At 70.6% G+C, this 26,302-nt stretch carries 23 protein-coding genes; 10 read left to right on the forward strand and 13 right to left on the reverse strand.

Translation table 11 applies throughout. From position 1 onward, the window contains the following. Positions 1-9: 9 nt before the first annotated feature. Both F4553_RS38205 and F4553_RS38210 read left to right on the forward strand, forming a co-directional pair. Complete coding sequence (locus F4553_RS38205; protein WP_184846338.1) at positions 10-1,038, forward strand: family 43 glycosylhydrolase; 1,029 nt, start codon at positions 10-12, stop codon at positions 1,036-1,038. 20 nt (positions 1,039-1,058) lie between these two features. Next, complete coding sequence (locus F4553_RS38210) at positions 1,059-1,814, forward strand: endonuclease/exonuclease/phosphatase family protein (protein ID WP_184846340.1); 756 nt, start codon at positions 1,059-1,061, stop codon at positions 1,812-1,814. Positions 1,815-1,853: 39 nt separating this feature from the next. Here F4553_RS38210 and F4553_RS38215 read toward each other — a convergent pair whose 3' ends face one another. Both F4553_RS38215 and F4553_RS38220 read right to left on the reverse strand, forming a co-directional pair. Continuing rightward, a complete protein-coding gene (locus F4553_RS38215; RefSeq protein WP_184846342.1) occupies positions 1,854-2,918 on the reverse strand; it encodes a LacI family DNA-binding transcriptional regulator in 1,065 nt (354 codons plus the stop codon). A gap of 46 nt (positions 2,919-2,964) precedes the next feature. Beyond that, complete coding sequence (locus F4553_RS38220) at positions 2,965-4,539, reverse strand: glycoside hydrolase family 43 protein (protein ID WP_312875547.1); 1,575 nt, start codon at positions 4,537-4,539, stop codon at positions 2,965-2,967. 370 nt (positions 4,540-4,909) lie between these two features. Here F4553_RS38220 and F4553_RS38225 point away from each other — a divergent pair, with 370 nt between their 5' ends. Then, positions 4,910-7,015 (forward strand): cellulase family glycosylhydrolase, encoded by a 2,106-nt coding sequence (locus F4553_RS38225; RefSeq protein WP_376776340.1) that lies wholly within the window; start codon positions 4,910-4,912, stop codon positions 7,013-7,015. Between the two features lie 70 nt (positions 7,016-7,085). On the opposite strand, the gene F4553_RS38230 is transcribed toward F4553_RS38225, so the two are convergent. The 3 genes from F4553_RS38230 to F4553_RS38240 form a co-directional block, all read right to left on the reverse strand. After that, positions 7,086-7,688, reverse strand: coding sequence for a class I SAM-dependent methyltransferase (locus tag F4553_RS38230; protein WP_184846344.1), 603 nt, complete (start codon positions 7,686-7,688; stop codon positions 7,086-7,088). Between the two features lie 15 nt (positions 7,689-7,703). Next, positions 7,704-10,715, reverse strand: coding sequence for a TIR domain-containing protein (locus F4553_RS38235; protein WP_184846346.1), 3,012 nt, complete (start codon positions 10,713-10,715; stop codon positions 7,704-7,706). Positions 10,716-10,923: 208 nt separating this feature from the next. Continuing rightward, complete coding sequence (locus tag F4553_RS38240) at positions 10,924-11,154, reverse strand: hypothetical protein (RefSeq protein ID WP_184846348.1); 231 nt, start codon at positions 11,152-11,154, stop codon at positions 10,924-10,926. 68 nt (positions 11,155-11,222) lie between these two features. Between F4553_RS38240 and F4553_RS38245 the strand changes: the two genes are divergently transcribed. Both F4553_RS38245 and F4553_RS38250 read left to right on the forward strand, forming a co-directional pair. Continuing rightward, entirely contained in the window at positions 11,223-11,855 is a 633-nt protein-coding gene (locus F4553_RS38245) for a TetR/AcrR family transcriptional regulator C-terminal domain-containing protein (RefSeq protein WP_184846349.1), read from the forward strand. 379 nt (positions 11,856-12,234) lie between these two features. Then, complete coding sequence (locus F4553_RS38250) at positions 12,235-12,723, forward strand: hypothetical protein (RefSeq protein ID WP_184846351.1); 489 nt, start codon at positions 12,235-12,237, stop codon at positions 12,721-12,723. Between the two features lie 56 nt (positions 12,724-12,779). Here F4553_RS38250 and F4553_RS38255 read toward each other — a convergent pair whose 3' ends face one another. Further along, positions 12,780-13,103, reverse strand: coding sequence for a hypothetical protein (locus F4553_RS38255; RefSeq protein ID WP_184846353.1), 324 nt, complete (start codon positions 13,101-13,103; stop codon positions 12,780-12,782). Positions 13,104-13,228: 125 nt separating this feature from the next. Between F4553_RS38255 and F4553_RS38260 the strand changes: the two genes are divergently transcribed. Further along, positions 13,229-13,660 (forward strand): STAS domain-containing protein, encoded by a 432-nt coding sequence (locus F4553_RS38260; RefSeq protein WP_184846355.1) that lies wholly within the window; start codon positions 13,229-13,231, stop codon positions 13,658-13,660. A 92-nt stretch (positions 13,661-13,752) separates the two neighbouring features. Here the strand turns inward: F4553_RS38260 and F4553_RS38265 are convergent, their stop codons facing one another. The 4 genes from F4553_RS38265 to F4553_RS38280 all read right to left on the reverse strand — a co-directional run bounded on the left by F4553_RS38265 (position 13,753) and on the right by F4553_RS38280 (position 18,833). Continuing rightward, entirely contained in the window at positions 13,753-14,691 is a 939-nt protein-coding gene (locus F4553_RS38265; RefSeq protein WP_184846357.1) for a prenyltransferase/squalene oxidase repeat-containing protein, read from the reverse strand. 40 nt (positions 14,692-14,731) lie between these two features. Further along, positions 14,732-17,158: a glycoside hydrolase family 32 protein gene (locus tag F4553_RS38270; protein ID WP_184846359.1), complete on the reverse strand. Its 2,427-nt coding sequence runs from the start codon at positions 17,156-17,158 to the stop codon at positions 14,732-14,734. A gap of 242 nt (positions 17,159-17,400) precedes the next feature. Then, a complete protein-coding gene (locus F4553_RS38275) occupies positions 17,401-18,057 on the reverse strand; it encodes a DedA family protein (protein WP_312875575.1) in 657 nt (218 codons plus the stop codon). Then, a complete protein-coding gene (locus tag F4553_RS38280; RefSeq protein ID WP_184846361.1) occupies positions 18,054-18,833 on the reverse strand; it encodes a phosphatase PAP2 family protein in 780 nt (259 codons plus the stop codon). The genes F4553_RS38275 and F4553_RS38280 overlap by 4 nt, the downstream gene beginning before the upstream one ends. A gap of 113 nt (positions 18,834-18,946) precedes the next feature. Between F4553_RS38280 and F4553_RS38285 the strand changes: the two genes are divergently transcribed. Together F4553_RS38285 and F4553_RS38290 are read left to right on the forward strand one after the other, a co-directional pair. Then, on the forward strand, positions 18,947-19,324 hold the full coding sequence (locus F4553_RS38285) for a BlaI/MecI/CopY family transcriptional regulator (RefSeq protein WP_312875548.1): 378 nt from the start codon (positions 18,947-18,949) through the stop codon (positions 19,322-19,324). Next, positions 19,321-20,211 carry a M56 family metallopeptidase gene (locus F4553_RS38290; protein WP_184846363.1) on the forward strand — a complete coding sequence of 297 codons (891 nt, stop codon included), beginning with the start codon at positions 19,321-19,323 and terminating at the stop codon, positions 20,209-20,211. The genes F4553_RS38285 and F4553_RS38290 overlap by 4 nt, the downstream gene beginning before the upstream one ends. 27 nt (positions 20,212-20,238) lie before the next feature. On the opposite strand, the gene efeO is transcribed toward F4553_RS38290, so the two are convergent. The 3 genes from efeO to F4553_RS38305 form a co-directional block, all read right to left on the reverse strand. Then, complete coding sequence (efeO, locus tag F4553_RS38295; RefSeq protein WP_446680438.1) at positions 20,239-21,357, reverse strand: iron uptake system protein EfeO; 1,119 nt, start codon at positions 21,355-21,357, stop codon at positions 20,239-20,241. Between the two features lie 2 nt (positions 21,358-21,359). Further along, entirely contained in the window at positions 21,360-22,190 is an 831-nt protein-coding gene (gene efeU, locus F4553_RS38300) for an iron uptake transporter permease EfeU (protein WP_184846367.1), read from the reverse strand. Between the two features lie 127 nt (positions 22,191-22,317). Next, positions 22,318-23,049, reverse strand: coding sequence for an NPP1 family protein (locus F4553_RS38305; RefSeq protein WP_221470647.1), 732 nt, complete (start codon positions 23,047-23,049; stop codon positions 22,318-22,320). Between the two features lie 404 nt (positions 23,050-23,453). On the opposite strand from F4553_RS38305, the gene F4553_RS38310 reads away from it, so the two are divergent. Together F4553_RS38310 and F4553_RS38315 are read left to right on the forward strand one after the other, a co-directional pair. Continuing rightward, entirely contained in the window at positions 23,454-25,505 is a 2,052-nt protein-coding gene (locus F4553_RS38310) for a family 43 glycosylhydrolase (RefSeq protein WP_184846371.1), read from the forward strand. 120 nt (positions 25,506-25,625) lie between these two features. Beyond that, positions 25,626-26,267: an NADPH-dependent F420 reductase gene (locus F4553_RS38315; RefSeq protein WP_184846374.1), complete on the forward strand. Its 642-nt coding sequence runs from the start codon at positions 25,626-25,628 to the stop codon at positions 26,265-26,267. Positions 26,268-26,302: the final 35 nt, after the last annotated feature.

Consider the following 26,302-nt stretch of genomic DNA (forward strand, 5'->3'; position numbering starts at 1 on the left):
GTGCGCTGCATGAGAATGCTCCTGCGGAACAGGCTCGGCTTCACCGCGGTGGTCATGCTGCTGCTCGCATCGCCGGATACGGCGTACGCGGCCGCCCCGACCCCCGTGTACGCGCCGTCGTACTCGATCGCCGATCCGGGTGTGTACCGCGAGAACGGCGACTTCTACCTCTACTCGACCGGATCGGGCGCCCGGGTCAGCCGGGGCCGGGAAGCGGTCGGGCCCTGGACCAACGAGGGCGCTGCCCTGGACCTCGATGCCCGACCGGCCTGGATGGCGTCCGGCGACGTCTGGGCACCGGACATCTGGCGTACCAGCGCCGGGTTCGTGATGTACTTCTCCGCACCGGCCAAGGACTTCGGCGGGCAGCGGTGCATCGGCGTCGCGGTCGCCACCTCCAACGATCCGGCGGGCGACTTCCTGCCCACCGGCCAGCCCCTGGTCTGCCCGGGCGGCCGTCAGGGCGGCGAGGACCGCGTGCCCGGCCGGCCGATCGCCGACGCCGGGGTGATCGACCCGTCCCCCTTCGTCGACGGCGACGGCAAGCGCTTCCTGCTCTACAAGACCCAGCAGACGCCGTCCACGCTGCGGATGGTCCGGCTGACCGACAACGGCCTGCACTGGTTCGGCAACGACAGCGCCGAGCTCCTGCGGCGTGACGGCATCATCGAGAACCCGGTGATGGTCCAGCGCGGCAACCAGTTCGTCCTGCTCGCCTCCCGCTACGGCTACGACAACTGCAGTTACGCCACGGTGTGGCTGCGCTCGACGGACCGCTGGCACTTCGGCGGCGCGACCGAGCACACCCTCCTGACCACCGCGGGCACCGGCATCTGCGGACCGGGCGGCGGCGACGTCACACCGTCGCTGGACGGCGGCTGGCGGATCTTCCTGCACGGCTGGGTCTGCGGCAGCGGCGTCAAGGCCTGCACCCCGGCCCAGATCGACAACGGCGCCGATCGCCGCCGCGCGCTCTACGCGGCGGTCCTGAACTGGGGCGCCGACAACGCCACCCCCGTCGTCGGCGCCTTCCTGTGACCCACCGAGAGGAAACAGCCATGCACGTACGGCGTATCACCTGTGTCCTGCTCGCCGCCGCGGCGGTGCTGACCGGTCTGGCGGCGCCCGCAGCGGCGGCGCCGGTGACGCTGCGGTTCGTCACCGCCAACGTCGATTTCGGCGTCTCCCAGGCCAACGTCAAGCAGGACTGGCAGAACGTCATCGCCCCCAACGCCGACATCGCCCTGCTCCAGGAGACCAAGTCGATCCGGCTGGCCGACTTCGTCAACACCGACACCTGGCTGGTCCTGCAGGACACCTCCTCGGAGGACCGGGCCGGCAGCGCCCTGGTCATCCGGCGTTCGGTCTTCACCGACCGGGAGAGCTTCGGCCTGGTGAAGGGCGTCGACGCGAGCCCGTGCCCGGACGGCGGCATCATGACCCGCTGGATCGCCAAGACCAACATCAAGCTCGCCAACGGCCGCTGGATCCGGGTCGCCTCCCTGCACATGCCCCCGGCCCGCTGCCAGACCGGCCCGGGTAGCCCGTATGACGACATGGGCTTCAGCATCGTCAACTTCGTCCGCGGCTCCGACCGGCTCACCGTCCTCGGCGCCGACTGGAACAAGATCGTCGACCAGGACCCCAACGACATCGGCGCCCGGGCGAACCTCGAACCCAACGGCCCCAACGACGGTCTGCGCATCGACGGCTTCATGTACAGCAGGTCCCTGGACAACTGCTGCCTGACCAGGCTCGGCGCCATCCACAGCGAGCACCGTCCCATCCAGATCAAGATGACGATTCCCGCCTGACCCGGAACTCCGGAACCCGCCTGCGGCGCCGTTCCGCCGTCAGCTCGGCGGCGGGGCGGTGCTGCCGCGGACCGTGAGGGTGGTCGCCAGTTCAAGACCGATCTGGGGGGTACGCTCCCCGCGCCCCAGGGCGAGCGCCAGCTCGGTGGCGGCGACCGCCATCTCGGTGAGCGGCTGGTGGACGGTGGTCAGCGGTGGTTCGACGAGGGCGGCGATCGGCAGGTCGTCGAAGCCGACCACGCTGAGGTCGGCGGGGATCCGCAGCCCGAGGGCTCGCGCGGCCTGGTAGACGCCGAGCGCCTGCAGGTCGTTGCCGGCGAAGATCGCCGTCGGGCGGTCGGGGCCGGTCAGCAGGGTCAGCGCCGCGGCGTGGCCGTCCTCCCGGGTGAGATCGGTGCGGACGACCAGGTCGGCCGGGAGTCCGGCGGCGGCCATGGCGGAGCGGTAACCGTCCAGCCTGGCCTGGCAGCACAGGATCCGGTCGGGGCCGCTGATCATCGCGATCCGCCGGTGGCCCAGCTCGATCAGGTGGCGGGCGGCGGACCGGCCGCCGGTCCAGTTGGTGGCTCCGACGAACGGGACGTCGTCGGGCAGCTCGGCGGTGGGGTCGACGACGACGAAGGGAATCCCTCTGGAGCGCAGCTGGTTGCGCTGCTCCGGCGACAGCTGTGCCACCGTCACGATGCAGGCGGGCCGCCGCGCCAGGGTGTCGTCGATCCAGTAGCGGATGGCGCTGCGCTGGGGACCGAACTCGGTCAGCACGACTCCCATCCGGTGCTCGCGGGCGACCCGTTCGACCCCGCGGATGATCTCGATGCCCCACAGGTGCTGCAGCTCGTCGAAGACGAGCTCCAGCATGGTGCTGCGGTTCGCCGAGGTGGATTTGCGGTAGCCGAACTGGCTGACCAGGGCCTCGACCCGGGCGCGAGTGTCCGCGGCCACGCCGGAGCGGCCGTTGAGGACCTTGGACACGGTCGGGACCGACACACCCGCGGACTCGGCGATGTAGGAGATGGTCACCGGTCCCGCCGGACCGCCCCCAGCGCGTTCGCCGTCGGCGGTCGGCTCGTCCGACTCGGCGTGCGACAACCCGGCTCCCCTCATTGCTGCTCCTGCTGCGTTGCCCGTCGGCCGGTCGGGCCGGACCCGTTCAGGGCGCAAGGATAGCCCCTGCCCGGGTGCTGGAGCCCTGAGCTGCGCCGTGCTCGGTCGGCTCGTAGTCGAACCAGTCGAAGCGGACGGTGCCGGCCGCGGCGTACATGCCGATCACCCGGCCGGTGAAGCCGCCGGCCACCTCGGTCGACAGGTAGCGGCCGTCGAGCTCGGCCAGCACGTCGAAGACGCCGTCGGCATCCTCGATTCCGAGCCTCAGCGTGTCGGGCTCCTGGCGCGGGTGCCAGTCGCCGCGAGGCGAGGCGAGCACGTCGACCCGGAGCCGGACCGGTCCGGCCTGCGCGGCCCGGGTGGCCACGGCAGCCCGGACGGCGGCGGTCCGGGCGACCACCCGCACCTGGCCGTCACCGACCTCGATCTCGTAGTGATGCGACTCGTCCAGGCGGACAGCGACACCGCCGCGTCCCTCGGCGGCGTCGACCAGTGCCCGTACCCGGCAGGAGGGGTGCTGCTGGCGGCGTCCGACGAACGTCACGGCAGGGTCGTCCAGCGATCCACCGGCCGCGCGCAGGCTCAGCCAGCCCGCCCGGTCCATGGTGGACCAGCTCTCGTCCGGCCGGGAACGGACCGAGACCCAGCGGGGGTGCAACCGGTCGGAGTCGAAGTCGTCGCGCGTCGGTGGCGGGGCCGCGGGGTGGGGCGGCCACGGGGGAGCCGCCATGTCGGGTGCCACGTCGCCGACGACCGGCCACCCGTCGACCCAGGTCACCGGCGCCAGGAACGTCTCCCGGCCCAGCACGTGCCAGCCGGGGGTGCCGCCGCCCGGGCGGACTCCCAGCAGCACCATCCACCAGGAACCGTCGGGCGCCTCGACGAGGTCGGCGTGGCCGGTGTTCTGGATCGGGCGGTTGGTGCCGCGGTGGGTGAGGACGGGGTTGGCCGGGCACGGTTCGAAGGGGCCGCCGGGTGTCGGGCCGCGGGCGACAGACACGGCGTGTCCTCGTTCGGTACCGCCCTCGGCGATCAGCAGGTACCAGTGGTCGCCGACGCGGTAGAGGTGCGGTGCCTCCGGCGCCTGCGCCCCGGGCGCTCCCGACCACAGCCGGCGGGGCGGGCCGAACGTCTGCCCGGTGCCGGGGTCGATGCGGATCTGCTCGATGCCGGCGTAGGTGCACCAGCAGGTGCCGTCGTCGTCCCAGGCGAGGTCGGGGTCGATGCCGGTGACCCCGGGAACGGCGACGGGTTCGGACCAGGGTCCGGCCGGGTCGGTGGCGGTGAACACCGCGGTGCCGCCGCCGGGCGCGACGTTGGTCGTGATCAGCCAGAAGCGGCCGTCGTGGTGGCGCAGCGTGGGTGCGTAGACGCCGCCGGACGACGGCGTCTGCGGCGGCAGGAGCAGCTGGCTCGGACGGTCCAGGGCGTTGCCGATCTGCTGCCAGTGCACCAGGTCCCGGCTGTGGAAGACGGGTACGCCGGGGAAGTACTCGAAGCTGGAGCAGGCGAGGTAGTAGTCGGCACCGACCCGGCAGACACTCGGATCCGGGTGCAGACCGGCGATCACCGGATTGGCGAACATCCCGCCCGGCCATCCGTCCAGAGGTGCCACTCCCACTTCGGGCTCCCCACGCGAGGCCGACCGGCCGGATGGTTTCCAGGACCACCACGACACTTTCTGGCGCGAGCGTAGTGACGTTGGCCGATCCCGTCAACCTCGTTCGTGAGGTGGGTGTCTGTATGGCGCGTCCGCGACCGCTGATGCCGCAGGGAATTCATTGACGTCCATTCCGGAAAGGCGTAGCGTCGCGACTCGAAACTTTCTGGAAATGGTAACGATAGTTTCTCGGTCGAACCGTGCGGCGCCGCAGAGGTTCGACCCCTCCGGGCGGACCTCCCCGCACCATCGCCCGCCAGCCGCTCGGCGGCGAGACGGCTCCACGTCCGTTCCGTGCCCGCACCGACCCGACCCTGAAGGGACCGTCCCCGTGAACCTGCAGAGCATCCGAAGAACCCGATGGCGGGCCGGCGTGGTCGCCGGCGGCTTGGCGGCGCTCCTGGCGACGAGCATGATCACGGCGGTGAGCGCCCAGGCCGCAGCCGGCTGCCGCGTGGCATACGCCGTGTCGTCACAATGGACCGGCGGCTTCACCGCCAACGTGACCGTGACCAACCTCGGCGACCCCCTCACCGGCTGGAACCTGGCCTGGACCTTCCCGTCCGGCCAGCAGGTCACGCAGGCGTGGAACGCCACGGTCACGTCGTCCGGTGCCCAGGTCACCGCGGCGAACATGAGCTACAACGGCGCTGTCGCCACGAACGCGACGGTCTCGTTCGGCTTCAACGGATCGTGGTCGGGCAGCAACGCCACACCGACGGCGTTCACGCTCAACGGCGTCACCTGCACCGGCGGCGTCAGCGGTACGGCGTCGCCGACGGCCGGCCCGTCCCGATCGACGTCGCCGTCCCCCTCGGCGTCGGCGTCGACATCGCCGCAGCCCGGCAACCCGATGGCGACCGTGGCCGCGATGCAGCCCGGCTGGAACCTGGGCAACACCCTCGACGCCATCCCGGACGAGACCGCGTGGGGCAACCCGCTGACGACCCAGGCGATGCTCCACCACGTACGCGCGCAGGGCTACAACAGCATCCGGATCCCGGTGACGTGGAGCAACCACCACGGCTCCGCGCCCGCCTACACCATCGACACCGCCTGGCTGAACCGCGTCCGCCAGATCGTCGACTGGTCCCTGGCCGAGGGCTTCTACGTGTTGATCAACCTGCATCACGACTCCTGGCAGTGGATCAACACCTACCCCACCGACCGCACGAACGTGCTCGCCCGGTTCACCGCAGTGTGGACACAGCTCGCCGCCGCGTTCCGCAGCCACTCGTCCCGGCTCACCTTCGAGAGCATCAACGAGCCGCAGTTCACCGGCGCATCCGGAGACGAGCAGAGCTACCAGCTCCTGCACGAGCTGAACGCCGAGTTCGTCCGGGTCATCCGCCAGTCGGGCGGCGGCAACGCGACCCGGCTGCTGGTGCTGCCCACCCTGTTCACCAACGCCGACCAGGGACGACTGGACAGCCTGGCGGCGACCTTCACGGCGCTGCACGACCCCAACGTCGCCGCGACGGTCCACTTCTACGGGTACTGGCCCTTCAGCACCAACATCGCCGGCGGCACCCGCTACGACTCCGCCGTCGAGCAGGACCTGATCGGCACCTTCGACCGCGTCCACAACACGTTCGTGTCCCGGGGCATCCCGGTGATCATCGGCGAGTGGGCCCTGCTCAACTGGGACCACACCCGGCCGGGCATCATCGAGCGCGGCGAGTTCCTGAAGTTCCTCGAAGCCGTCGGCTACCACGCCCGGACCCGGCGGCTCACGACCATGCTGTGGGACGCCGGCCAGTTCCTCAACCGCGGCGACCTCAGCTGGCGGGACCCCGGCGTGTTCGCGATGATGAAGGCGAGCTGGACCACCCGCTCCGCGACCGCGTCGTCGGACCAGGTGTACGTGCCCCGCACCGGCTCCATCACCAGCAAGGCGCTCACGCTCAACCTCAGCGGCACGTCGTTCCTCGGCCTGCGGCAGGGCACCACGGATCTCGTCAGCGGCACCGACTACACGGTGTCCGGCACCACCCTCACCCTCACCGCGGCGGCCCTCACGCGGCTGGTCGGCAGCCGCGCCTACGGTGTCAACGCCACCATCGCGGCCCGGTTCTCCTCGGGCGAGCCCTGGCCGATCAGCATCATCACCTACGATCCGCCCACCCAGACGGCTGCCTCCGGGACGACGAGCTCGTTCGCCATCCCCACCCAGTTCCGCGGCGACCAGCTCGCCACCATGGAGGCCAGGTACGCCGACGGCACCAACGCCGGACCTGCGAACTGGACCTCGTACAAAGGATTCTGGGACCACTTCCAACCCGACTACAGCGCCAACACCATCCTCCTGAAAACCGCCTTCTTCGCCGAGGTCAACGACGGCGCCCCGGTCACCCTCACCTTCCACTTCTGGAGCGGCACGCGGGTCACCTACCGCATCACGAAGTCCGGCACCTCGGTCACCGGCGGCATCGGCTGACGATCGGCGATGCCGCGGCGGCCGGTCCAGAGCCGCGGCATCGCCGACCACTGCGGTCCGTGGCGACGACTCAGGACCGTGCGAACAGGATCGCCCCGGGGGTCGGATCGTCCGGGCGCAGCAGGTGTTGCGCCTCCACGGTGAACCCCGCCTCCCGGATCCAATCGGCCACCCGGGACGGTGTGCGGTAGTGCGTGTCCGCAGGCGCGGCGGGCCGGTCGGCGCCGACGTGGAAACCCACGGCCAGGACCCCGCCCGGTCGTAGGACCCGGTGGAACTGCCCGATGACGCCGGGCACCGCCTCGTCCGGGATGTGGATCAGCGACCACCAGGCGATCACTCCGGCGAGGGAGCCGTCGGCGAGCTGGAGGTCGGTCATCGATCCGGTCTCGAATCGTGCGCCCGGGTGCCCGCTGCGGGCGATCTCGATCATCGCGGGGGACAGGTCGATGCCGAACGCGTCCGCGCCCAGCTCCCGGAGCAGGGCGGTGGTGTGCCCCGGTCCGCAGCCGATGTCGGCGACGGGTCCGCCGCCGATCGCGTGGACCAGCTCGCTGAACAGCACGACTCCCGCGCGGACGTGGAGCAGCCGGTCGAGCAGGTCGCGAGTCTCGTCGGCGTAACTGGCGGCGATCTTGTCGTACGAGTCGCGGGTGTCGTTCAACCAGGTCATCAGATGACCGTAGCCCTACGACGGGCGTGCCACAGCCTTCGTGGCGGCGGGTCCCGGCAATCCGCACGTCGAGTGGTAGGGGAGTCCGGGTCCGATGTGCTCGTCCCATTCGGCGGCGGTGAGGTCCCGGCCGACGACGCGACAGGCCTCGGCGATCCACGACCGCGGATCCAGCTGCCAGAAGACGACGCCGTTGTCATCGGCTCCCACGAGGACGGTTCCGTCGCCGGGTTCGGTGGTGACCAGGTCGTAGACGCCTCCGGTTTGACCGCTCAGGGGTTGCTGGACGACTTCGCCGCTGGCGGTGCTCCAGATCAGCGTCTGACCGTCCGAGCGTGCGTCGGGTGCCTCCACGGCTCCCACGAGCCGGCTGCCGTCGGGGTTGAAGGCGAGGGTGTCGACTTCGCGCTCGCCCGGAGCGGAGATGACCACCGGCAGCTGCCTCCGGGTGGTCATGTCGGCGATGGCGACCGGGTGCCAGGCGGCGTTCGACGACGACGTGCCGGCGGGTTTGCGCTGGGCGTAGGCGAGGAGGCGGTCGTCGGGGCTGAACGCGAGGTCGTTGAAGGGCTGTCGGGGGACGGCGGTGATGTCGGAACCCTTTCGCCGGTAGCTGTCGGCGTCCCAGAGGGAGATCCTGCCCTCGGCGTCCGCGACGGCGAGGGTCTGGCCGTCGTGGCTGAAAGCGATCCGGCTGATCGGGGCCGGGACGGGAAGCTCCCGCAGCCGTGCGCCGCTGGCGGCGTCGAGGATGACGACGGTTGCGCTGTCGCCGCCGGCCGCCGAGGTGGCGACCGCCACCACGTTCCCGCCGGGCTGGTAGGTCATGCCGACCGCCTGATCGCCGAGATCGAGCAGGGATCCGCGCTGTCGACCGGTCGCGGTGTCGAAGAAGGCCGCGACACCGTGCAGCGAGATGATGACCCCCCAGCTGGTCACCGGCCCGTCCTCGGCGGACACGGCGAGCGTCGAGCCGTCGGGGCTGAACTCGAGACCCGTCGTGCCGTGGGCCGGGCTCCACGGGATGACGGATCGGACGGTGCCGGTCGTCCTGTCCCAGACGACGATCTGTTCCCCGGTCGGGGTGGCGGCGGCGATGAGTCTCCCCGAGGCGTCGGCGGCGACCTTCTCGTACCACTCTCCATCGAGGACGCGGTGTGCCGCGGCTCCCGCGGTGAACCGGTGGCCGGCCAGCCGCCAGACGATGATGCCGCCGCCGGAGTCGCCGGTGGCGAGCAGGTCGCCGGAGGAGCTGAACGCCGCCGTGCCGATGGCGGCGTGGTGCCCGCGCAGCTCCCGGATGGGCGCACCGGTACGCGGGTTCCACAATCGCACGACCGGCGAGTCACCGGCGGTGACGAGAGTTCCGTCCGGGCTCAGCGCGATGTTGAACGCCTGCTCGCCGGATGCCTGGACCGGCAGCTTGACCGGCTGGCCTGTCCGGCGCCGCGTCGCGAGATCCCAGGTCATGGCGGTAGGAGGGGCGAGTTCGTCGGTCGGCTCCGGTGCCGGGGACGCCGTGCCGCTGACCGACGTGAGCGCGCGCCCGTCGGCGGAGAACCGGAGCGCTTCGACGCTGTCGGGATGACGGGTCGCCGGTCCGGTCAGCGCGGTGACCGCGCCGGACGCCACGCTTGCCAGCAGCACCTCTCCCCGGCCGGTGCCGACCGCCAGCGAAGCACCGTCGGGTGCGAAGGCGACGCTGTCGAGCGGGTACTCCGACAGGACGCGGTGCAGGCGCTGCTCGCGTCGGCGGAGGTCGACGACGGCTGCGGCGCCGCCGACGCAGGTGTTGCCCTCCACCTCGCAGCCGGTCAGGGCGACGGAGAGTCCGTCGGGGCTGAAGGCCAGGGCGGTCGGGTGCAGGCCGCCGAGCGTGACCGGCGCTCCCGTGGGGGCGCCCGAGGCCGCGTCGACGAGCGTCAGCCCGTCGCTGCCCGCCAGGGCCAGGGTCTTGCCGTCGGGCGTGTAGCGCATGGTCTCGACGGACCCGACACCGAGTTTCTGCTCGGACCTGCCCGCCGGCGTCGGCTTACCCAGCTGCCAGAAGCGCAGTGTGCTCCGGTCGTCGACCGCCGCGACGGTGGCGCCGTCGGGAGAGAAGGCGATCGCCGACGTCGGCAGTGAGGATCCGCGCAGGAATTGCACGATATCGGTACGCGCCGACAGCGATCCGACGAGCGCATCACGTCCCTGCCGGGTGGGCTCGGTCCGGTACGCCTCTATCCCGAGCAGCAGCGACAGGTCGGGCGAGTCCTGTGTGCTCTCGCGGGCGTCGGCCGACAGGGCACGCGACAATGCGATCTTGCTCAGCTGTTCCGCGCGATCCCGTTCGGTGCGTGCCGTGTCTCGCTGGCGGAGGAACAGCACCCCGGCTCCGGCGACCGCGAGTGTGAGCACGGTCAGCGTCGCGATGACCCCGCGTACCAGCCGCAGCGTGCGCTTGTGCTGGCGGACTTCCTCACCGAACATCTCGTCCTTGGAGCGGCCGTGGATCGGCGCCGCGAGGTCGGCGACGGCGGCCTGGAACCGGGGATCACGTGCCGGATCCCCGGTATGGCTTCGCAGCCAGCGCAGATCGATGTAGAGCGGCTCGACCGGAAACGCCCGCACCGCCGATGGCGGCAGCGCGGTGGTGCGACTCTGGTCGAACCCGCCCGCGGCCTCGTCCCAGACCAGGTCGCCGCCGGTCAGCGCGATGAGGATGGTGTCGGCGGACTTCGTCCGGAGCCAGTGGTCGATCTCCTTGCCGACCCATGCCGATGCCGCCGCTTCCGGCGAGGCCAGCAGCACGAAATACCGCGAAGCGTCCAGGGACGCCTCCAGCGCCGCCCACAGCCGTGGTGCGGCAGCCAGCGCCGTCTCGTCCCGGAAGACGCGAAGGGCGTGCCGCCGGTGCCACGGCTTGCCGAAGGTCCGCAACGCCCGCTGCAGCAGCCGGGCGGCGAGGGCATCGGTGTGCGCGTAGGAGATGAACGCGTCATATCCCTTACCGGGATCGACCGCAGGCACGCGTTCCGTATCCAAGACCCCTCCGATGCCGTGGCGACGACAAGACCTGCGGGGCCGGGAGGGCAGGGCTCCCGGCGCCCGATCGACCATAGACGCACGGCCCCCGGCCATCGCCGGAGGCACGCATCCCTCTATTCAAGTCAACGACTGCGCGCCTGCATCACCGCACGACCAGGCGATCCTCATCTGACGATCGGTCGATGCCGACGGCTGTGCGGGCTCCTCACACCTCGTGGCCGAAGATCGCCGCGACCCGGCGCTGCCAGGCCGGCAGGAACCGGGCGGGGCGGGCCGGCGAGTGGCTCCGCCGCTGGTTCGGCGACGGACGAGGGGTGGTGCGGCCGTGGGCCGCCGTGCCGTGGTGCCCGGCCGGACGCTCGACATGCGCGGGGACTCCGGGGAGGCGATGTGTCGTCAGGTGCAGCAGGGCGCGGAAAGAGTGGTTGCTCGTCATCCCTCATCCTTCTCTCTATCAGTGTTAGAGACTCTAGCACTGATAGAGTGCCGGGAGGAGGTGTCGAGTTGGCATTGGACCGACAGCGGATCGTCGCCGAGGCCGTCGCCCTGCTGGACGCGGAAGGCTTCGACGGCGTGACGATGCGCAGACTCGCCGCGCGGCTCGGTGTGCAGTCACCGACCCTCTACTGGCATCTCCCCAACAAGGCGGCGCTGGTCACCGCGGTCGCCGACGCGATCCTCGACCAGGAGTTCGCCGGGATGTCGCCGCCCGAGCCGGATCACCACTGGCGGGACTGGTTGAGCAATCTCGCCGAGCGGCTGCGCCGAGCGCTGCTCGCCCACCCGGACGGCGCCCGGGTCGTCTCCGCCGCCCAGCTCTCCGACACCATGGCGGCGATCTCGGAACTGGCGATGAGCACCCTGGTCGCGGGCGGCGTCCCGTTGCGGCGGGCCCGGGTGATCGTCCTGACCGTCGAGCGGTTCACGGTCGGCCACGTCCTCGAGGAGCAGGCCCCCCGACCGGACGCCGAGGCGCTGAAGGACTTCGACATGGCGGCGTTCACCGGGCGGCACCCGACCGTGGTGGCCGCGATCACCGACTATTTCCAGCCCGGCCGCACCGTGGACGACCTGTTCCGTGACTGCCTGGAGGTGGTGATCGCGGGCGCTGCGGTCACGGCCGGGGTCACTTCCTGACCGATGGTCAAGGGGACACCGGGATCGGATCCGGGCGAGCGAGACCACTCAGCTTCGTCAAAAGCTACATATACGGGCAGAATTCCGATATCCGACAAAAACGAAGTGTGAGTTTTGTACCCAGGGGAAAACCTTGGCGCAGCCGGAATCCGCTGCCAACCTTGCTGACATGCGTAGTCAACGAGGACTGAACACGAAGCCCCGCACGATCGCTGCCGCCGCCGGCCTCTTCGGATGCCTGGCCGTCGCAGCCCTGGGCGCCATCGCGACTCACGGCCCCGCTGCCGCCGCCGACACGAAGAACACTAGCAGTAATTCCACGGTTACTGCAAGTGACCGTGGCGCTGCGGCCGGTGCCGCCAACCGCTCGGTACAGCGAGTGACCGTCGCGGCGAAGCCCGTAGCCGCCGCCAAGCCTGCGGCGAAGCCCGCCGTGAAGACCGTCGCCGGCCTGGACGAGACCCAGACCAAGAACGCCCGCGCCATCGTCGAGGCCGGCAAGGAGATGGGCCTGCCGAAGAAGGCGATGGTCATCGCGCTGTCGACCGCGATGCAGGAGAGCAATCTCTACAACCTCGGCAGCACGGTGTTGCCGGAGTCGACCACCGTGGCGCACGAGGGGGTCGGCTCCGACCACGACTCGGTCGGCCTCTTCCAGCAGCGGTCCAGCTCCGGCTGGGGCCCGGTGCAGAAGCTGATGCAGCCGAAGTTCGCCGCGACCCAGTTCTACAAGGGCCTGGTCCAGGTGGACGGCTGGCAGAACATGCCGGTGACGGTCGCCGCGCAGACCGTGCAGGTCTCGGCCTATCCCGACGCCTACGCCAAGCACGAGGCGAAGGCGACCCAGGTCGTCAACGGCCTGCGCTGACACCGGCACCGAGGCGTCGCAGCCGACCGCCCGTACGCGTCACGCGTACGGGCGGGTCAGCTGTCCTCGCCGTCGGCGTCCACCGGTTGCAGCCCGGTCGCTTCGGCGACCTTCTCGACATCCTGGGGGCCGTAGGCCGTGCGGGCGCCCGACACGGAGATTCCGGCCGCCCCGGCGAGCTCCCCGTACGTATAGGGGTGGGGGTAGACGAATCGGCGTGCGTAAGCCAGCAGCAGCCGGATCTCCTCCTCGGCCTTCATCCGGCGGGCGTGCGCGTCGGCAAGGGCCGCCAGCACGGGGTCGCTGCTGCTCGCGCTGGACTTGTCCTGCACCGACTGCAGCACGGTCGCCACGTCGGTCTTCACTCGCCGAGTACTCACCCGCCGATTCTCACACGCTCGTTCCATGTTCGCGCGGCTGTGCGCAAACTGTCAGCTTCGGCGATCCGTGCACACCAACGCGAACGGTGATTGGTCGAGCGGGATTCGTGTGCTAGACATGCAGGGTGACCGCTCCGCCTCCCGGCACGTTCAGCGCGACCTCGCAACGCCACGGGCACACCGTGGTCGTCGCCCTGGCTGGCGATATCGACATGACCGCCGCGGGGCGCCTTGCCGACGCGTTGACCGCGGCCGCGGGCCAGCAGCCCGCGTTGGTCGTCGTGGACCTGGCACAGGTGCGGTTCATGGACTCCACCGGCATCCGCTGCCTGCTGACCGCCAAGCAGAGCACCGGGGCGGACGGCATCGGGATGACCATTCGGGGAGCCCACGGCGTCGTCGAGCAGGTCCTCACCGTCACCGGTGTGCTCGACTTCCTGACCACCACCAGCTATACCGAACCGCCGCAGCAGCCGGCCCCGGCCTCCCGGCGCAGACGGTGGTCGTGGCTGTCGCGCCGGCGGAAATCGACGCCGTCAACGACAGCCGGGCCCTGAGATCGGGGAGAGTCGAGACCGACGCGTCCAGCACGGCCGCGGCGGCGTGGCCCTCCCCGTGATGCGGCCCGCCCCGACCGTCCGGACAGGACTCAGGGCTCGCCGTCCCACCAGCGTAGGACCCGCAGCGCCCGCAGGGTGTTCCACCGGCTCGGCTCGCCCACGCCGCCCTCCAGCGCGAAGCACACCCGTCCGGGGTGGACGCGGCCGAGCAACCACCGGCCGTCCGGCTGCTGCTGCGAACGCACCACCGCCACGGCCTCGGCCATGCGGGGATCCCGCGCGGCACCCGAGCGGCGGAAGTAGTCCAGGGCCCGCAGCACGTCGTAATGCCAGTAGTACGGGAACGCGAAGTCCAGGTAGTGCGGGTTCACGACCTCGCCGGTGCTCCTGCGGCGAAACAGGGCTCGTTCGAGCAGGTACTCCTGCCCGCTCCGGCGAGCCTCGCGAACGCCGTCGGACCCGCCGGTCGCCTGCTCGAAGGCGAGCAGTCCGTCGAGCACGTTGACGGTCGTGTCGACGGAGGAGCGGACCGAGCCGTGCTCGGCCTCGCAGTTCCACCCGCCGTCGGCGAGCCGCTCGCCCAGCAGCCGCTGCACGATCGGGGCCACCTCGATGCCGAAGTAGACGCCCGTCTCGACGGTGCGGCCGTTGATGCACGGCTCGACCTCGCCGTCGAAGTAGCGCTGGCCGTCATGCTCCCAGCGGGCGTTCGCGGCGACGAGCGACACTGCCCGCCGCGCGGCGCCGCAGGCCGGGTCGAGCCCGCACAGCTGCAGGGTCTGCAGGACGTGCATCGTCGTCGTCCACGGCTGGCCGGGCTCGTCGCGGGTGTAGTCCGCCGGAAAGAGCGCGCCACCGTCCCACAGCCCGTCGGTGCCCTGGAGCGCCAGCAGGCGGGCTCCCCAGCCCTCGCGCTCGACGCGCGCCCGCTCGGCGCCGACCTCGTCGGCGGGGGCGTCCAGGAGATCGTGCATGACCTGCCAGCGGATCGCCGGGTCACCGTCGAGCAGCCAGTCGATCACGGTCATCACGCAAGTCTAAGCCGCATGCCGACGCTCATCGACGAGATCAGGCGCTCACCGTGACGTTCTGGAAGGTCGCGACACCGTTGAAACCGTTGACTCCCAGGTAACCACTCGCGTAGGTCCCGTCGACGGCGTCGATCACCTTCACCCCGCCCAGGTAGACGGCGATGCCCGTCCCTCGCGCGACCACCTTCAGCCGGTAGGTCCGCCCCTCCAGAACGGCCGTGGGGTAGGTCGCGATGTCGCGGCCCGGCCGCCACAGCTTCACCATCCCGGCGGTGTCGATGTTGGCCGTGTAGTGCTGGCTCGCGTCGGCGGAGGCCCGGAACGTCAGCGCGGCCGCGACCCCGGCGACCACCCGCACGTCGGCCTCAAGGGTGAGGTCGGCGGCGGTGCTGGAGCTCAGGTAGAACGCGTCCCCGGGGGCGCTGACCCGCACCCCGCCCGCCGGGCTGGTCCAGGCGCCGCCGACCGGGCGCCACGGCCCGGCGAGGTTCGTCGTGAACCCGGTTCCGCCGACGTGGAGGTTCGTGGCGGTCGCGGTGCCGTTGAACACGTTGATCCCGAACCGTCCCGACGCGTAGGTCCCGTCGGTCGCGTCGATCACCGGCACGGGGCCGCGGTCCACGTACACCCGGATCCTCGCACCGCTCGCCACGACGGCCAGGTGGTAGACGCGTCCGCGCGTGATCGGGGTCGGATGGCTCGCGATGACCGCGCCGGGGCGCCAGAGCCGGACCAGGCCGGTGGCGTCGATGTTGGCGGTGTAGTGCTGGGTCGCGGCGGCGTTGGCCCGGAAGGTGAGCGCGGCCGCCACACCGGTCCCGACCTGCAGGTCGCCCTCGTAGGTGAAGTCGGTGCCGCTGGCCGCGCTGAGGTAGAACGCGTCGGCCGCGGCCTGCCCCTGCTTGCCGCCGGCGGTGTCGGTCCAGGTGCCGCCCGCGGGTGTCCACGGTCCGGCGAGGTTCGAGGCGAGGGTGGACTCGGCGGTCCCCCAGGCGCGGCCGAGCCGGTGGAACTGCGCCGAGACGAGCGTGACGCTGCCGCCGGTGGCGAAGATCTGGATGCCCTGGCTGGACGCTGCGGAGTTGAAGGAGACGTTGTCGCTGATGGACAGCTGCCCGTCGTTGCCGAACAGCTCCAGCTGGCCCCGATCGACGAGCGCCCGCACGCGCACCCGCCCGTTGGCGGCGGGCAGCGGGCGGCCGTCGAGGGTCTGCGCCGCCCGCGAATAGGTCACCGTCCGGTCGGCGGTGCCGTCCGCACGGGTGTGCAGCCGGAACCCGAACGTGGTCGCGGTCGCGCCGGCCGTGTCGAACTCGGCGGTCAGTTCATAGGTGTCCGCGGCGACTCCGGCCAGCGGGTTGCTCGCGGCCGCGGTGGTGATGACCCTGCTGGTGTACGCCAGCCCGCCGCTGCGCAGGCTGTCGATCTCCCGCACGGGCGTCCGGGTCAGCCGGATCCCCTCGGGGAACGTCTTGAGCGCCAGCTCCACCGGGAACGTCTGGTCGCCCGTCCACGTGCTGCCGTGGTTGCCGGGCTGCCACGCCATCTGCACCACCCGCCCGTCCGGTACGCCGGTGAACGTCTGCGCGGCGTAGAACGTCCCGTCGGGAGTGGTCGTGCCCTGGTCCATCCGCTGCGGCGAGCTCCCGTCGGGGGTGAACGCGACCCCGTCGAAGCGGCCGACGACATACTCCCCGGACGCGTCCGCGAGCACCCACCGCGGATTGGCGGCGTTGCCGTCCACGGGCAGCGGGAACATGTCCGGGCACTCGAAGAACCAGCCGGCGGCGTAGCGGCTGCGGTAGGTCCAGTTCAGCAGGTCGGTCGAGGTGTAGAAGACCGCGCCGTTGCCGCCGCCGTCGGCCCACACCACCATCACCCAGCGGCCGCTCGCCGCGTGCCAGAAGACGTGCGGGTCGCGGCTGGTCCCGCTCGGGACGGCGACCTTGCGCCCGTGGTCGTAGGTCTGGAACGTCTGCGCGCCGTCGAGGCTGTAGTGGACGGTGACGCCGTTGGTCCCGGCGAAGACGATGATCGGGTCGTCCGCGCCGCTCTTGAGGCCGGTGACGTTGGCGGTGTCGACGACCGCGTTGCCGGACCACAGGTCACCGGCGTGCACACCGGGCTCCAGGGCGATCGGCCGCTGCGTCCAGTGGACCATGTCCGGGCTGGTGGCGTGGCCCCAGTGCATCGTGTCCCACGCGAGCCCGTGCGGGTTGTGCTGGAAGAACAGGTGGTAGGCGCCCCGGTAGTAGACCATCCCGTTGGGGTCGTTCATCCACCCGCCGCGCGGGCTGAAGTGGAACTGCCCGCGCAGCGGCTCGTCGTAGGCGGTCGCGGGGTAGGGGAACTCCGGGTAGTCGCTCCCGGTCCCGGCACTCGCCGGGGCAGCCGGGGTGATCGTGACGCCTGCGGCGGCGAGGAGCGCTGCGACCAGAGCGCGGCGGACGAGGTGGCGCGGCATGGCCCCTCCGGACAGGGTGACAACGTTGTCACGCCAGTATGCGCTCGGCCATGACTTCGGTCAATGTCGATATATCGTGGCCGGGTGCCGTGCCCGCGGTGCGGAACGGCGCGATATAGACCTGATGGAGGACGTCACCGCCAACGGCACCATGATCCCGTTCTACGACTGCAACGTCACGGGAGCCACGGATCTGGGTGCGGCATGCGCGCTCTGGCGGGTCGGCGAGCAGAGGGTACGCGTCAGTCGGCGACATCTGCCGGGTTCTTCCTGCGTCGAGCACGAACGACCTCGGCCAGGATCGGGATGAAGGAGACGGCGACGATGCCGACGAAGATGTACTCGATGTTGTTCCTGACGAACGGGGCCTGGCCGAGGAAGTACCCCAGCACGGTGACTCCGGTGCCCCAGGCGATCCCGCCGATGATGTTGTAGGTGAGGAACGTGCGGTAGTGCATGCTGCTCGCACCGGCGATGACGGGTGTGAAGGTCCGCACGAGGGGTACGAATCGGGCCAGGATGATCGAGCGGGCGCCGTGCCGGGCGAAGAACTCCTCCGCTTTGCGGAGGTTCTCCTGTTTGAAGAGCCGTGAGTCGGGGCGGCGGAACAGGGCCGGTCCGACCCGCTTGCCGAAGGCGTAGCCGACCTGGTCCCCGGCGATGGCGGCGACGCTGATGAGCCCGCACACGACCCACAGTGGTTGGTGCAGGTAGGAGCCGTCGGCGATGAGCAGGCCGGTGGTGAACAGGAGCGAGTCGCCGGGCAGGAAGAACCCGATGAGCAGCCCCGACTCGGCGAAGACCATCACGAGGATGCCGATCAGGCCGAAGGTGGAGATGAGCCGGTGCGGGTCGAGGAAGTCCGGCCCGATGGCGGTGGCGGCGAGGTGGGCGATCACGTTTTCTCCGAGGTGGTGGGCTGACACGGGTCAACGGTGTTGCGGGACCGTGACGCTCGCTCTTGCAACGTGGGGGAGCTCCGGTCGTCACGTTCCCGGCGGGCCTGCTCGGTGTGCGGGCCGCCGCGCGGTGGTCCGAACGCGGCGGTGAACCAGGTGATCAGCGCGACCAGGGCGGTCGCGAGCAGCAGCCCGCCGATCACGTCGCTCGGCCAGTGCACCACCAGGGCGACCCGGCTGATCGCCACGGTGATCGCCCATGCGGCGGCGCCGGCGACCACGGCGCCGCGTTGCCAGGCCCGTCGGGTGTACGGCCACACGGCGTACGCCGCCACCAGTGCGGCGACGGCGGCGGTGGTGGTGTGGCCGGAGGGGAACGCCCAGCCATGGGCGGCCGACAGCGGATCCTGCGGACGCGGGCGGTGGAAGGCGACGCTGAGGCCGAGCCTGATGAGGGGGATCAGGATCAGGCTGGCGGCGATGACGACGGCCGAGTGCCGGAGTCGCTTCCAGGCCAGCAGGCCGACGGCGACAGCGGCTACGGGCATGACGATCGCGGCATCACCGGCGCGGGTCGCCGCAGCCATCGCCGTCAACCAGGCTGGATGGGAGTCGGCGAACCGGTGTGCCGCGAGGCTGAGGGCAACGTCCGGCCGGCTCAGGCCCGTGACGTGATGGGCGACAGCGAAGGCGAGGGTGGCGAACGCCGTACCGGCCGCAGCCGTGATCCACAGCGGCCGGGTGCCTGCGGTGGATCGAGGCGACCATCTCACCATGTGCCTCGCCTTCCGCAGGTGCGTTCCGAGAACAGACACTACTCCTACAAGCTGTAGGTGTCGCGGGGTGTGGCGGCTCCACCCCGCCTCGCCACGCTGGGTAAAGTGGTGCGGTGAGCGATGCCGATCGGCGCCGACGTGCGGCAGGGTCTCTGGAAGCGCAGGTGATGGCCGTCCTGTGGGCGGCCAGCGCCCCGATGACACCGGCCGAGGTGAATGCCCAGGTCGGCGCGGACCTCGCCTACAACACCGTGCAGACGATCCTGTCCCGGCTGGCCGACAAGCACCTCGTGCAGCGCGCGCCCCGAGGCCGTGCGCACGTCTACTGGCCCACACGCGACGAAGCGGCGGCGGCGGCGGAGAAGCTGCGGGCGACCCTGTCCGGCGTCGGCGACCGGGAGCAGGTGCTGCAGCAGTTCGCCGCCTCCCTCGACGATCAGGAGGCCGAGCTCCTGCGGAAGATGCTGCGGGACCGCGGGGCCCGGTCGTGAGGACGTGGGTCTACCTCCCGCTGCTGCTGTCGGTCGCACTGCCGTGGGCATCTCGGTGGATGTCGGCACGGGCCGCCCCGTCGCTCGCCGCGCGTACGGTGGCCGCTGCCGCCGTGGTCGCCGGAACGGCGTCGGTCTGCTGCCTCGCCCTGCTGGCGTTGACGCTCTTCGACGATCTGCCGCCGTTGTCGGCCTACGACCATCGGCCCGATCTCGGGTTGCCCAAGCCCGTACCCGGCTGGGTGGCGCTGGCGGCGGCGGTGCTGCTCCTCGCGGGGTCGGTGCGGCTGGGACGCCTGGTCCGGATCCGAATGCGGGTTCTCGGAGACCTGCGGCAGCTGGGTCGGCCCAACGCCGGGCTGGTGATCGCCGACAGTCCGGAGCCGTTCGCGGTGGCGGTTCCCGGACGTCCCGGGCACATCCTGATGACGTCGGGCATGCTCCGCCTGCTCGACGTCGACGAGCGGCGCGTCCTCTTCGCTCACGAGCAGGCCCACCTGGCCCGCGGCCACCATCGGCTGGTGTCGGCGGCGGCCTGGGCGGCCGCGGTGAACCCGTTGCTGCGGCCCATGGCGTCGCTCGTCTCGCACCTGGTGGAACGCTGGGCCGACGAGGACGCCGCGGCGGAGGTGGGCGACCGCGAACTCGTGGCCAGGGCGGTGGCGAAGGCATCCCTTGCCGGTTCCCACCGGCGCTTCGAGCCGGCGATGGGCCTGCACGGCGCGGGCGCGGTCCAGCGGGTCAGCGCCCTGATCGCGCCCCGCCGACAGCACAGCTGGCGTGACCCCATCGCCGTCGTAGGACTGTCGGTGTCGCTGCTCGCGGCGGTGGCGGTGGCGGTCCTGGAGTTCGTGGAAGTCGCCGAGGAGTGGCTCGCCCTGCTGTGACCGGCCCGAACCCGCCGTCATGCGAGCTCAGCGGGCGACCGCCGCTGCGACCTTGCTGACGGGCTCGGCGAGGGCGTTGACGGCGTCGGAGAGCTCGCGCAGCTCGACCTGCGTCAGCTGGGGGTGCAGCTTCCAGCCGTCGCCGACCGCGTGTTCGGCGAGGGTGTCCTGTGCGACGGCGAACCTCTCGTCGAGGGCGACGACGAGGTCGGGCGCGCGGTCCTGCAGCGCGGGGCGCAGCGCCTGGATCGCGGCCCGGGATCCTTCCAGGTTGGCCTGGAAGTCCCACAGATCGGTGTAGGAGTAGCGCTCCTCCTCGCCGGTGATCTTCCCGGTGGCGATCTCGTCGAGCAGGCTCTTGGCACCGTTGGCGAGCTGCAGCGGCGTCAGCTCGAGGCCCTTGACGCGGGCCACGAGTTCGGTCACGTCGGCGACGAGCTGGTCGGCGATCGGTCCGTCGGCGGCGAGGCTCCGGCCGGTCCAGAGGTCGCGCTCCAGCCGGTGGTAGCCGGTGAACGCCATGCCCTCGGCGATGACGTCGGCGCGGCCGTCGATCTTCGGGTCGAGGTCGCCGAAGCTGGACGCGACCGGCTCGATGCGTTCGAAGTAGGTGCGGGACACCGGATAGAGGGCCTTGGCCCGGGCCGTGTCGCCGGCCTTGACCGCTGCGGCGAACTCGGTCGTCCGGGTGAGCAGCGCGTCGCTCTGGCTGATGACATAGCGGTGGTAGGAGTCGGTGGCCGCGGTGAGTTTCGCGTCGTCGTTCACGGGTGGAGCCGACCCGGTCGCGGAGAAGGCGGCGCGGATGCCGGTGCCGGTCATGCCGGGGCGGCATGAGGTCTGGTAGTCGCCTGGCGGCAGGCCGACGGTGAGTTCCCGGGTCAGGCCGGGCGTGATGTTCTCGACCTCGCCCATGACCCGGTCGCCCTCGGCGTAGAGGTAGAACTCGGTGACCTTGGTGCCGGTGTTGGCGATGCGGAAGGTGACGGTGCCTGCCGGCGAGTCGGTGCGCGAGACCTGACAGGCGGTTTCGTTCGCGGTGACGGTGATGACCGCGTCGTCGGCGGCGGGAGCGTCGGGGTCGCTCGTGCAGGCGGTCAGGCCGAGCAGGGCGAAAGCGGTCAGGCACACAACGGTGGAGCGCACGGTCATCCTTCGGTCGGGGCGGGCGCCGGCGTCCGCCGGGGACGCAGGAAGAGCAGCAGGACGGGCAGGGCGTAGGCAAGCCAGGCCACGGTCTCCAGCACGGTCGGTACGGGGGTGACGTTGAACGTGCCGCGCAGGACTTCGGCGTACCAGGTGGTGGGGTCGAGGAGGTGGCTGATGTCGAAGGCGTGCCGGTTGAGGCCGGGCACGATGTCCGCCTCCTGGAGGTCGTGCACGCCGTACTTGAAGATCCCGGCGGCGACGACGATGAGAAACGCCCCTGTCCAGGTGAAGAACTTCGTCAGGTTGATCCTTACCGCGCTGGCGTAGAGGCCGAGGCCGATCGCGGCGGCCGCGGCGAGACCGGTGACGATCGCGATCACGGACCAGCCCGATGTCGCGCTGCGGACGGTGGCGAAGAAGAACAGCGCCGTCTCCAGCCCTTCCCGGGCCACGGCGAGAAACGCGGTCACGACGACCGCGAACGACCCCATCTCCACCGCGTGGCCGAGCTTGCCGCGCAGGTCGCCGCCGATCGACCGGGCCGCTCGGCGCATCCAGAAGACCATCCAGGTCACGAAGGCCACCGCGGTGATCGAGGCGGTCGCCTCGAAGAGCTCCTTGCGGTGCGAGACGAGGTTGGCGCTGGTGAACTCCAGCAGCGCGGCGAATCCCACCGAGAGCGCAACGGCAACCCCCACCCCGAGCCACACGTAGGGCAGCTTGGTGCGCAGGTCGGATTTGACGAGGAAGGCGACGAGGACGGTGACGACCAGAGCGCCTTCCAGCCCCTCCCGCAGGCCGATCAGGAAGGTGGGGACGAACGCGTTCATGATGGCGCTCCGTGGGGCGGACTAATCTCCTACACGTTGTAGGTGAAGTGAGGTTAGCCTAACCGTTCCCGAACCGGCAAGGCGGCTCGGGAACGGGTGGTCACGCTGCGGCTCACCTCTCGCGGGTTCAGCCTTGCGGGTTGAACGGGATCCCGGCGGGCTTGGACGCGGTGAGGAGGGATTCGAACGAGCCGTCCTTGATCTTGATGGTCGCGGATCCGAAGTTGGCGGTCATCAGCCTGTCTCGAAGCTGGGTGCTGGGCCATCCGTTCCAGCCGACGACGGGCGGATAGCGCCAGTTGTGGTAGTGGTTCTCCGGCGGCTCGTCGTTGCCGTTGGCGAGCCGGAAGAAGTGCGTCGACCAGCCGTCCTTGTGATAGACGGTCTTGGGGTGCGTTCCGTCGAAACGCACCTGCGAGCGCGGATAGGTGACCTGGCTGGAGTGCTGCGTGGTGGTCACGAACTCGACCTGGTTGGACGCCTGGTTGACCCAGGAGATGACGTGTTCCCAGTCGTGCCGGTGGCCGCCGAGGCCGCTTCCGGCCACGGCCTGGTCCTTCTCGAAGTAGCTGGCGTAGACGATCGCGCACCAGCCGTTGTTGCACTTCGACCTGGCGTACGTCTGGGATCTGTCCAGATCGGACTGGTCCCGGCAGCTGCCGTTGACAGCGCCGGTGGTGTTCAGCCCGGGGTTGAGCGTGCCGTCGGGGCTGATGGCCGAGACGGCGTAACACCCGTCGCCGTCGTAGTCGTAGGCGGGGGAGAACGACGCTTCGTAACCGTTGGCGTTCTCCGGCAGATTGGGCAGCGAGTCGGCGAAGGCCGCCGTTGCGGGGATCATGACCACGAGTGCCGCCATCGCGGCTGCGGCCCGAGGCAGGGTGCGGCGATGGCGGTCGGCGAACGTGCCGGGGGCCCGGCTCCTGAGGGGTTCCAGTGCTGCAGATGGCCGCGACGATTCGTGTCCCATTCCCCACCTTCCCGGAATCAGCATGCTTCGGTCGGGCAACCATAGATGTGTGATCATCAATATATGACGCACAAATCGGGGAATCAATGCCCATCTGTGAGAAGTATTGCGACGGGGCGAGGGCGCCTCTCGTCGGCGCCGGTGATCACCCTTGACACCGCGAGGCTCCGCCCTTAACGTGCTCGCCACGAGCCGGAAACCCGATCTGAATTGAAACGATTCACAGGCGTGCCCGAGCTGTCGGCGCAGGTCAGTTCGTCGTGTCCGGACGGACCCATGTCGAGGAGGCGCACGTGCACAGATCGGCCATCCAGGTAGGACCGGCGGCAGGGAAGCGGGTGGCGTGGCTGCTCGCGCTCCTGCTGGCCGCCACGTTCGGCGCGTTCGCCGTGCAGGTGCCCGCGAGCGCGGCCTACACCACCACCGTGACCAACTTCAACACCGCCGGCCAGCAGGTGATCCGATTCGACACCGGGGGCAACGCGGTCGACGCGCACGACGGCGAGATCGCGGTCTTCAACGGCGTCTACTACCTCTACGGCACCAGCTATGACTGCGGTTTCCGCTGGCAGGGGCCGGGCGCGGCGTTCTGCGGGTTCAAGTCCTACTCGTCGCCGGACCTGGTGCACTGGACCGACGAGGGCCCGCTGTTCGACGCGGTCACGCCCACCTGGCAGACCAGGTGCAACGGCGCCACCTACGGCTGCTACCGGCCCCATGTCGTGCGCAACGCGAGCACCGGCCTGTATGTGCTGTGGGTCAACACCTACGACAACAGCAACGGATTCCACGTCTTCACCGGCACCGCGCCGACCGGGCCGTTCACCGAGGCGGCCGTCCCCACGCTGGCGGTCAACAACGCAGCGCCCGTCGGCGGGGTCAACAACGGCGACCACGACGTGTTCGTGGACGACGACGGCACCGCGTACCTGGTCTACACCGACTGGCGTACCGGTGGCGACCTGGTGATCGAGCGGCTCAACGCCGCCTACCTGTCGGGCACCGGCAGCTACACGCGGCTGAACCAGGGCTCGACCGAGGCGCCGGCCATGTTCCGGCGCGACGGGTCCTACTACGTGCTCTTCTCCGACCCGAACTGCGGCTACTGCACGACCGGCACCTCCTATCGCCGCGCGTCGTCGCCGCTGGGCACCTGGTCGGCGAAGACGCTGCTGACCCCGAACTCGTGCGGCGGCCAGCCGGCGTTCGTCACGGCGATGCCGGTGACCGGCGGGACCTCGTACCTCTACGGCAGCGACCTGTGGAACAACGCCGCGCCGAACGAGGCCCTCGCCAACTTCTACTGGGGCCCGCTGACCTTCGCCGGGGACGGCTCGATCAACCCGATCGCCTGCCAGAACTCGTTCCCGCTGGCGCTGGTGTCGGGCTCGGCGGGCAGCGACCGGGACCCGGCCGACCTGGACCGGACCGGCGGTGCCGCCGACTTCCGCAGCTACTGTGACATCGGCGGCTCGGTGCAGCGCGCGCAGACCTTCACCGCGTCGCGGACGGGCACCCTGTCCAGCGTCTCCTTCACCAGCTTCCAGGCCGGCACCCCCACCGCCGGGCTCACCCTCGACGTCTACCAGGCCGACGCCTCGTCCCGGCCGACCGGCGCGGTGCTCGCCTCCACCACCGTCGCCGCCGGCTCGGTGGGCTGGTCGCCCCGCAACGTCACCGCCCGCACGTCGGTCGCGGTCACCCAGGGCAGCCGGTACGCGATCGTGGTGCGCTCGGCGACCACGGGCGGCTGCTACGGGCTGGCCTACAACGACTCCGCGCCCTACCCGGGCGGCGGCGGGGCCTACAGCAGCAACGGCGGCGCGACGTTCAGCGCCGAGGCCAACCGGACGCTGAAGTTCCAGACCACGATCGGCACCACCAACCTCGCCCCGGGGTCGGCCGTGTCGGCGAGCAGCTCCTTCGAGGGCTGCTGCGGCTGGGGCCTGGCGAAGCTCACCGACGGCCAGAACACCTCGACGCCGACCTCGGCCGGGTGGAGCAGCACCAACAGCACCGGCGCCAACCACACCGAGTCCGTGCAGCTCGACCTCGGCAGCTCGAAGGTCGTCAGCCGGGTGACGCTCCACCCCCGCAGCGACGCCGGAAACGTCGGCGAGGGCTTCCCCGCCGACTTCCGCATCGAGGTCTCCGCCAACGGCTCGACCTGGACCGCGGTGGCCGTCCGCACCGCCTACCCCAAGCCGGTCAGCGGCACGGCCCAGGCGTTCGACTTCGGTGCGCAGACCGCCCGGTACGTCAGGATCCTCGGCACCAGCCTGCGCAACACCAACCCCAACGACCCCCTCTACCGCATGCAGTTCGCCGAACTCGCCATCTCCTGAGACGGCGGAGCAGGTGTGCTCGTGGCGCCGGACATCCGGCGCCACGGGCACACCGCCACGGCTACCACTCCGATCGGAGTTGAGGGAATACCAGGTGGGCCCGGCCGGGTTGGCTTGATCGTGACGACATTTGGAATCATCGGAGCAGGCAATATCGGCAGCCAGGTCGCCCGGGCGGTGATCGCGCTCGGCCACGACGTGGTGATCGCGAACTCGCGGGACCCGCAATCGCTGTCCGCGCTCATCGACGACCTCGGCCCGTCCGCACGAGCGGCGACGGCGCAGGAAGCGGGAGCCGCAGGCGACGTCGTGGTCGTCACGGTCCCGCTCGGCAGATACCGCGAGGTCCCCGTCGAACCGCTGGCCGGGAAGATCGTCCTGGACACCAACAACTACTACTGGGAGCGCGACGGCAGGATCGACGAGCTCGACAGCGGCAAGGCGACCACCTCGGGCCTGCTGCAGGAGCACCTCCCCACGTCGAAGGTGGTCAAGGCGTTCAACCACATCGGCGCCGCCGACATCACCACCGACGGCTCCCCGTCCGGCACACCGGGCCGGCGCGCGCTGGCGGTCTCGTCGGACCATCCCGAGGCGGTCGCGTTCGTCGAGGACCTCTACGACCAGATCGGGTTCGACGCGGTCGACGTCAGCCCGCTGAGCGAGTCGTGGCGGGTCGAGCGCGACCGGCCGGCCTACGTCGTCAAGCAGGACAAGGCCGAGTTGGCGGCGAACCTCGCGAAGGCACCGCGCACGATCTGACGCTCTCATGCGTCGGCGTGCCGGTCCGATCGTCG

This window comes from Allocatelliglobosispora scoriae, from assembly GCF_014204945.1.
Classification (GTDB): Bacteria; Actinomycetota; Actinomycetes; order Mycobacteriales; family Micromonosporaceae; genus Allocatelliglobosispora; species Allocatelliglobosispora scoriae.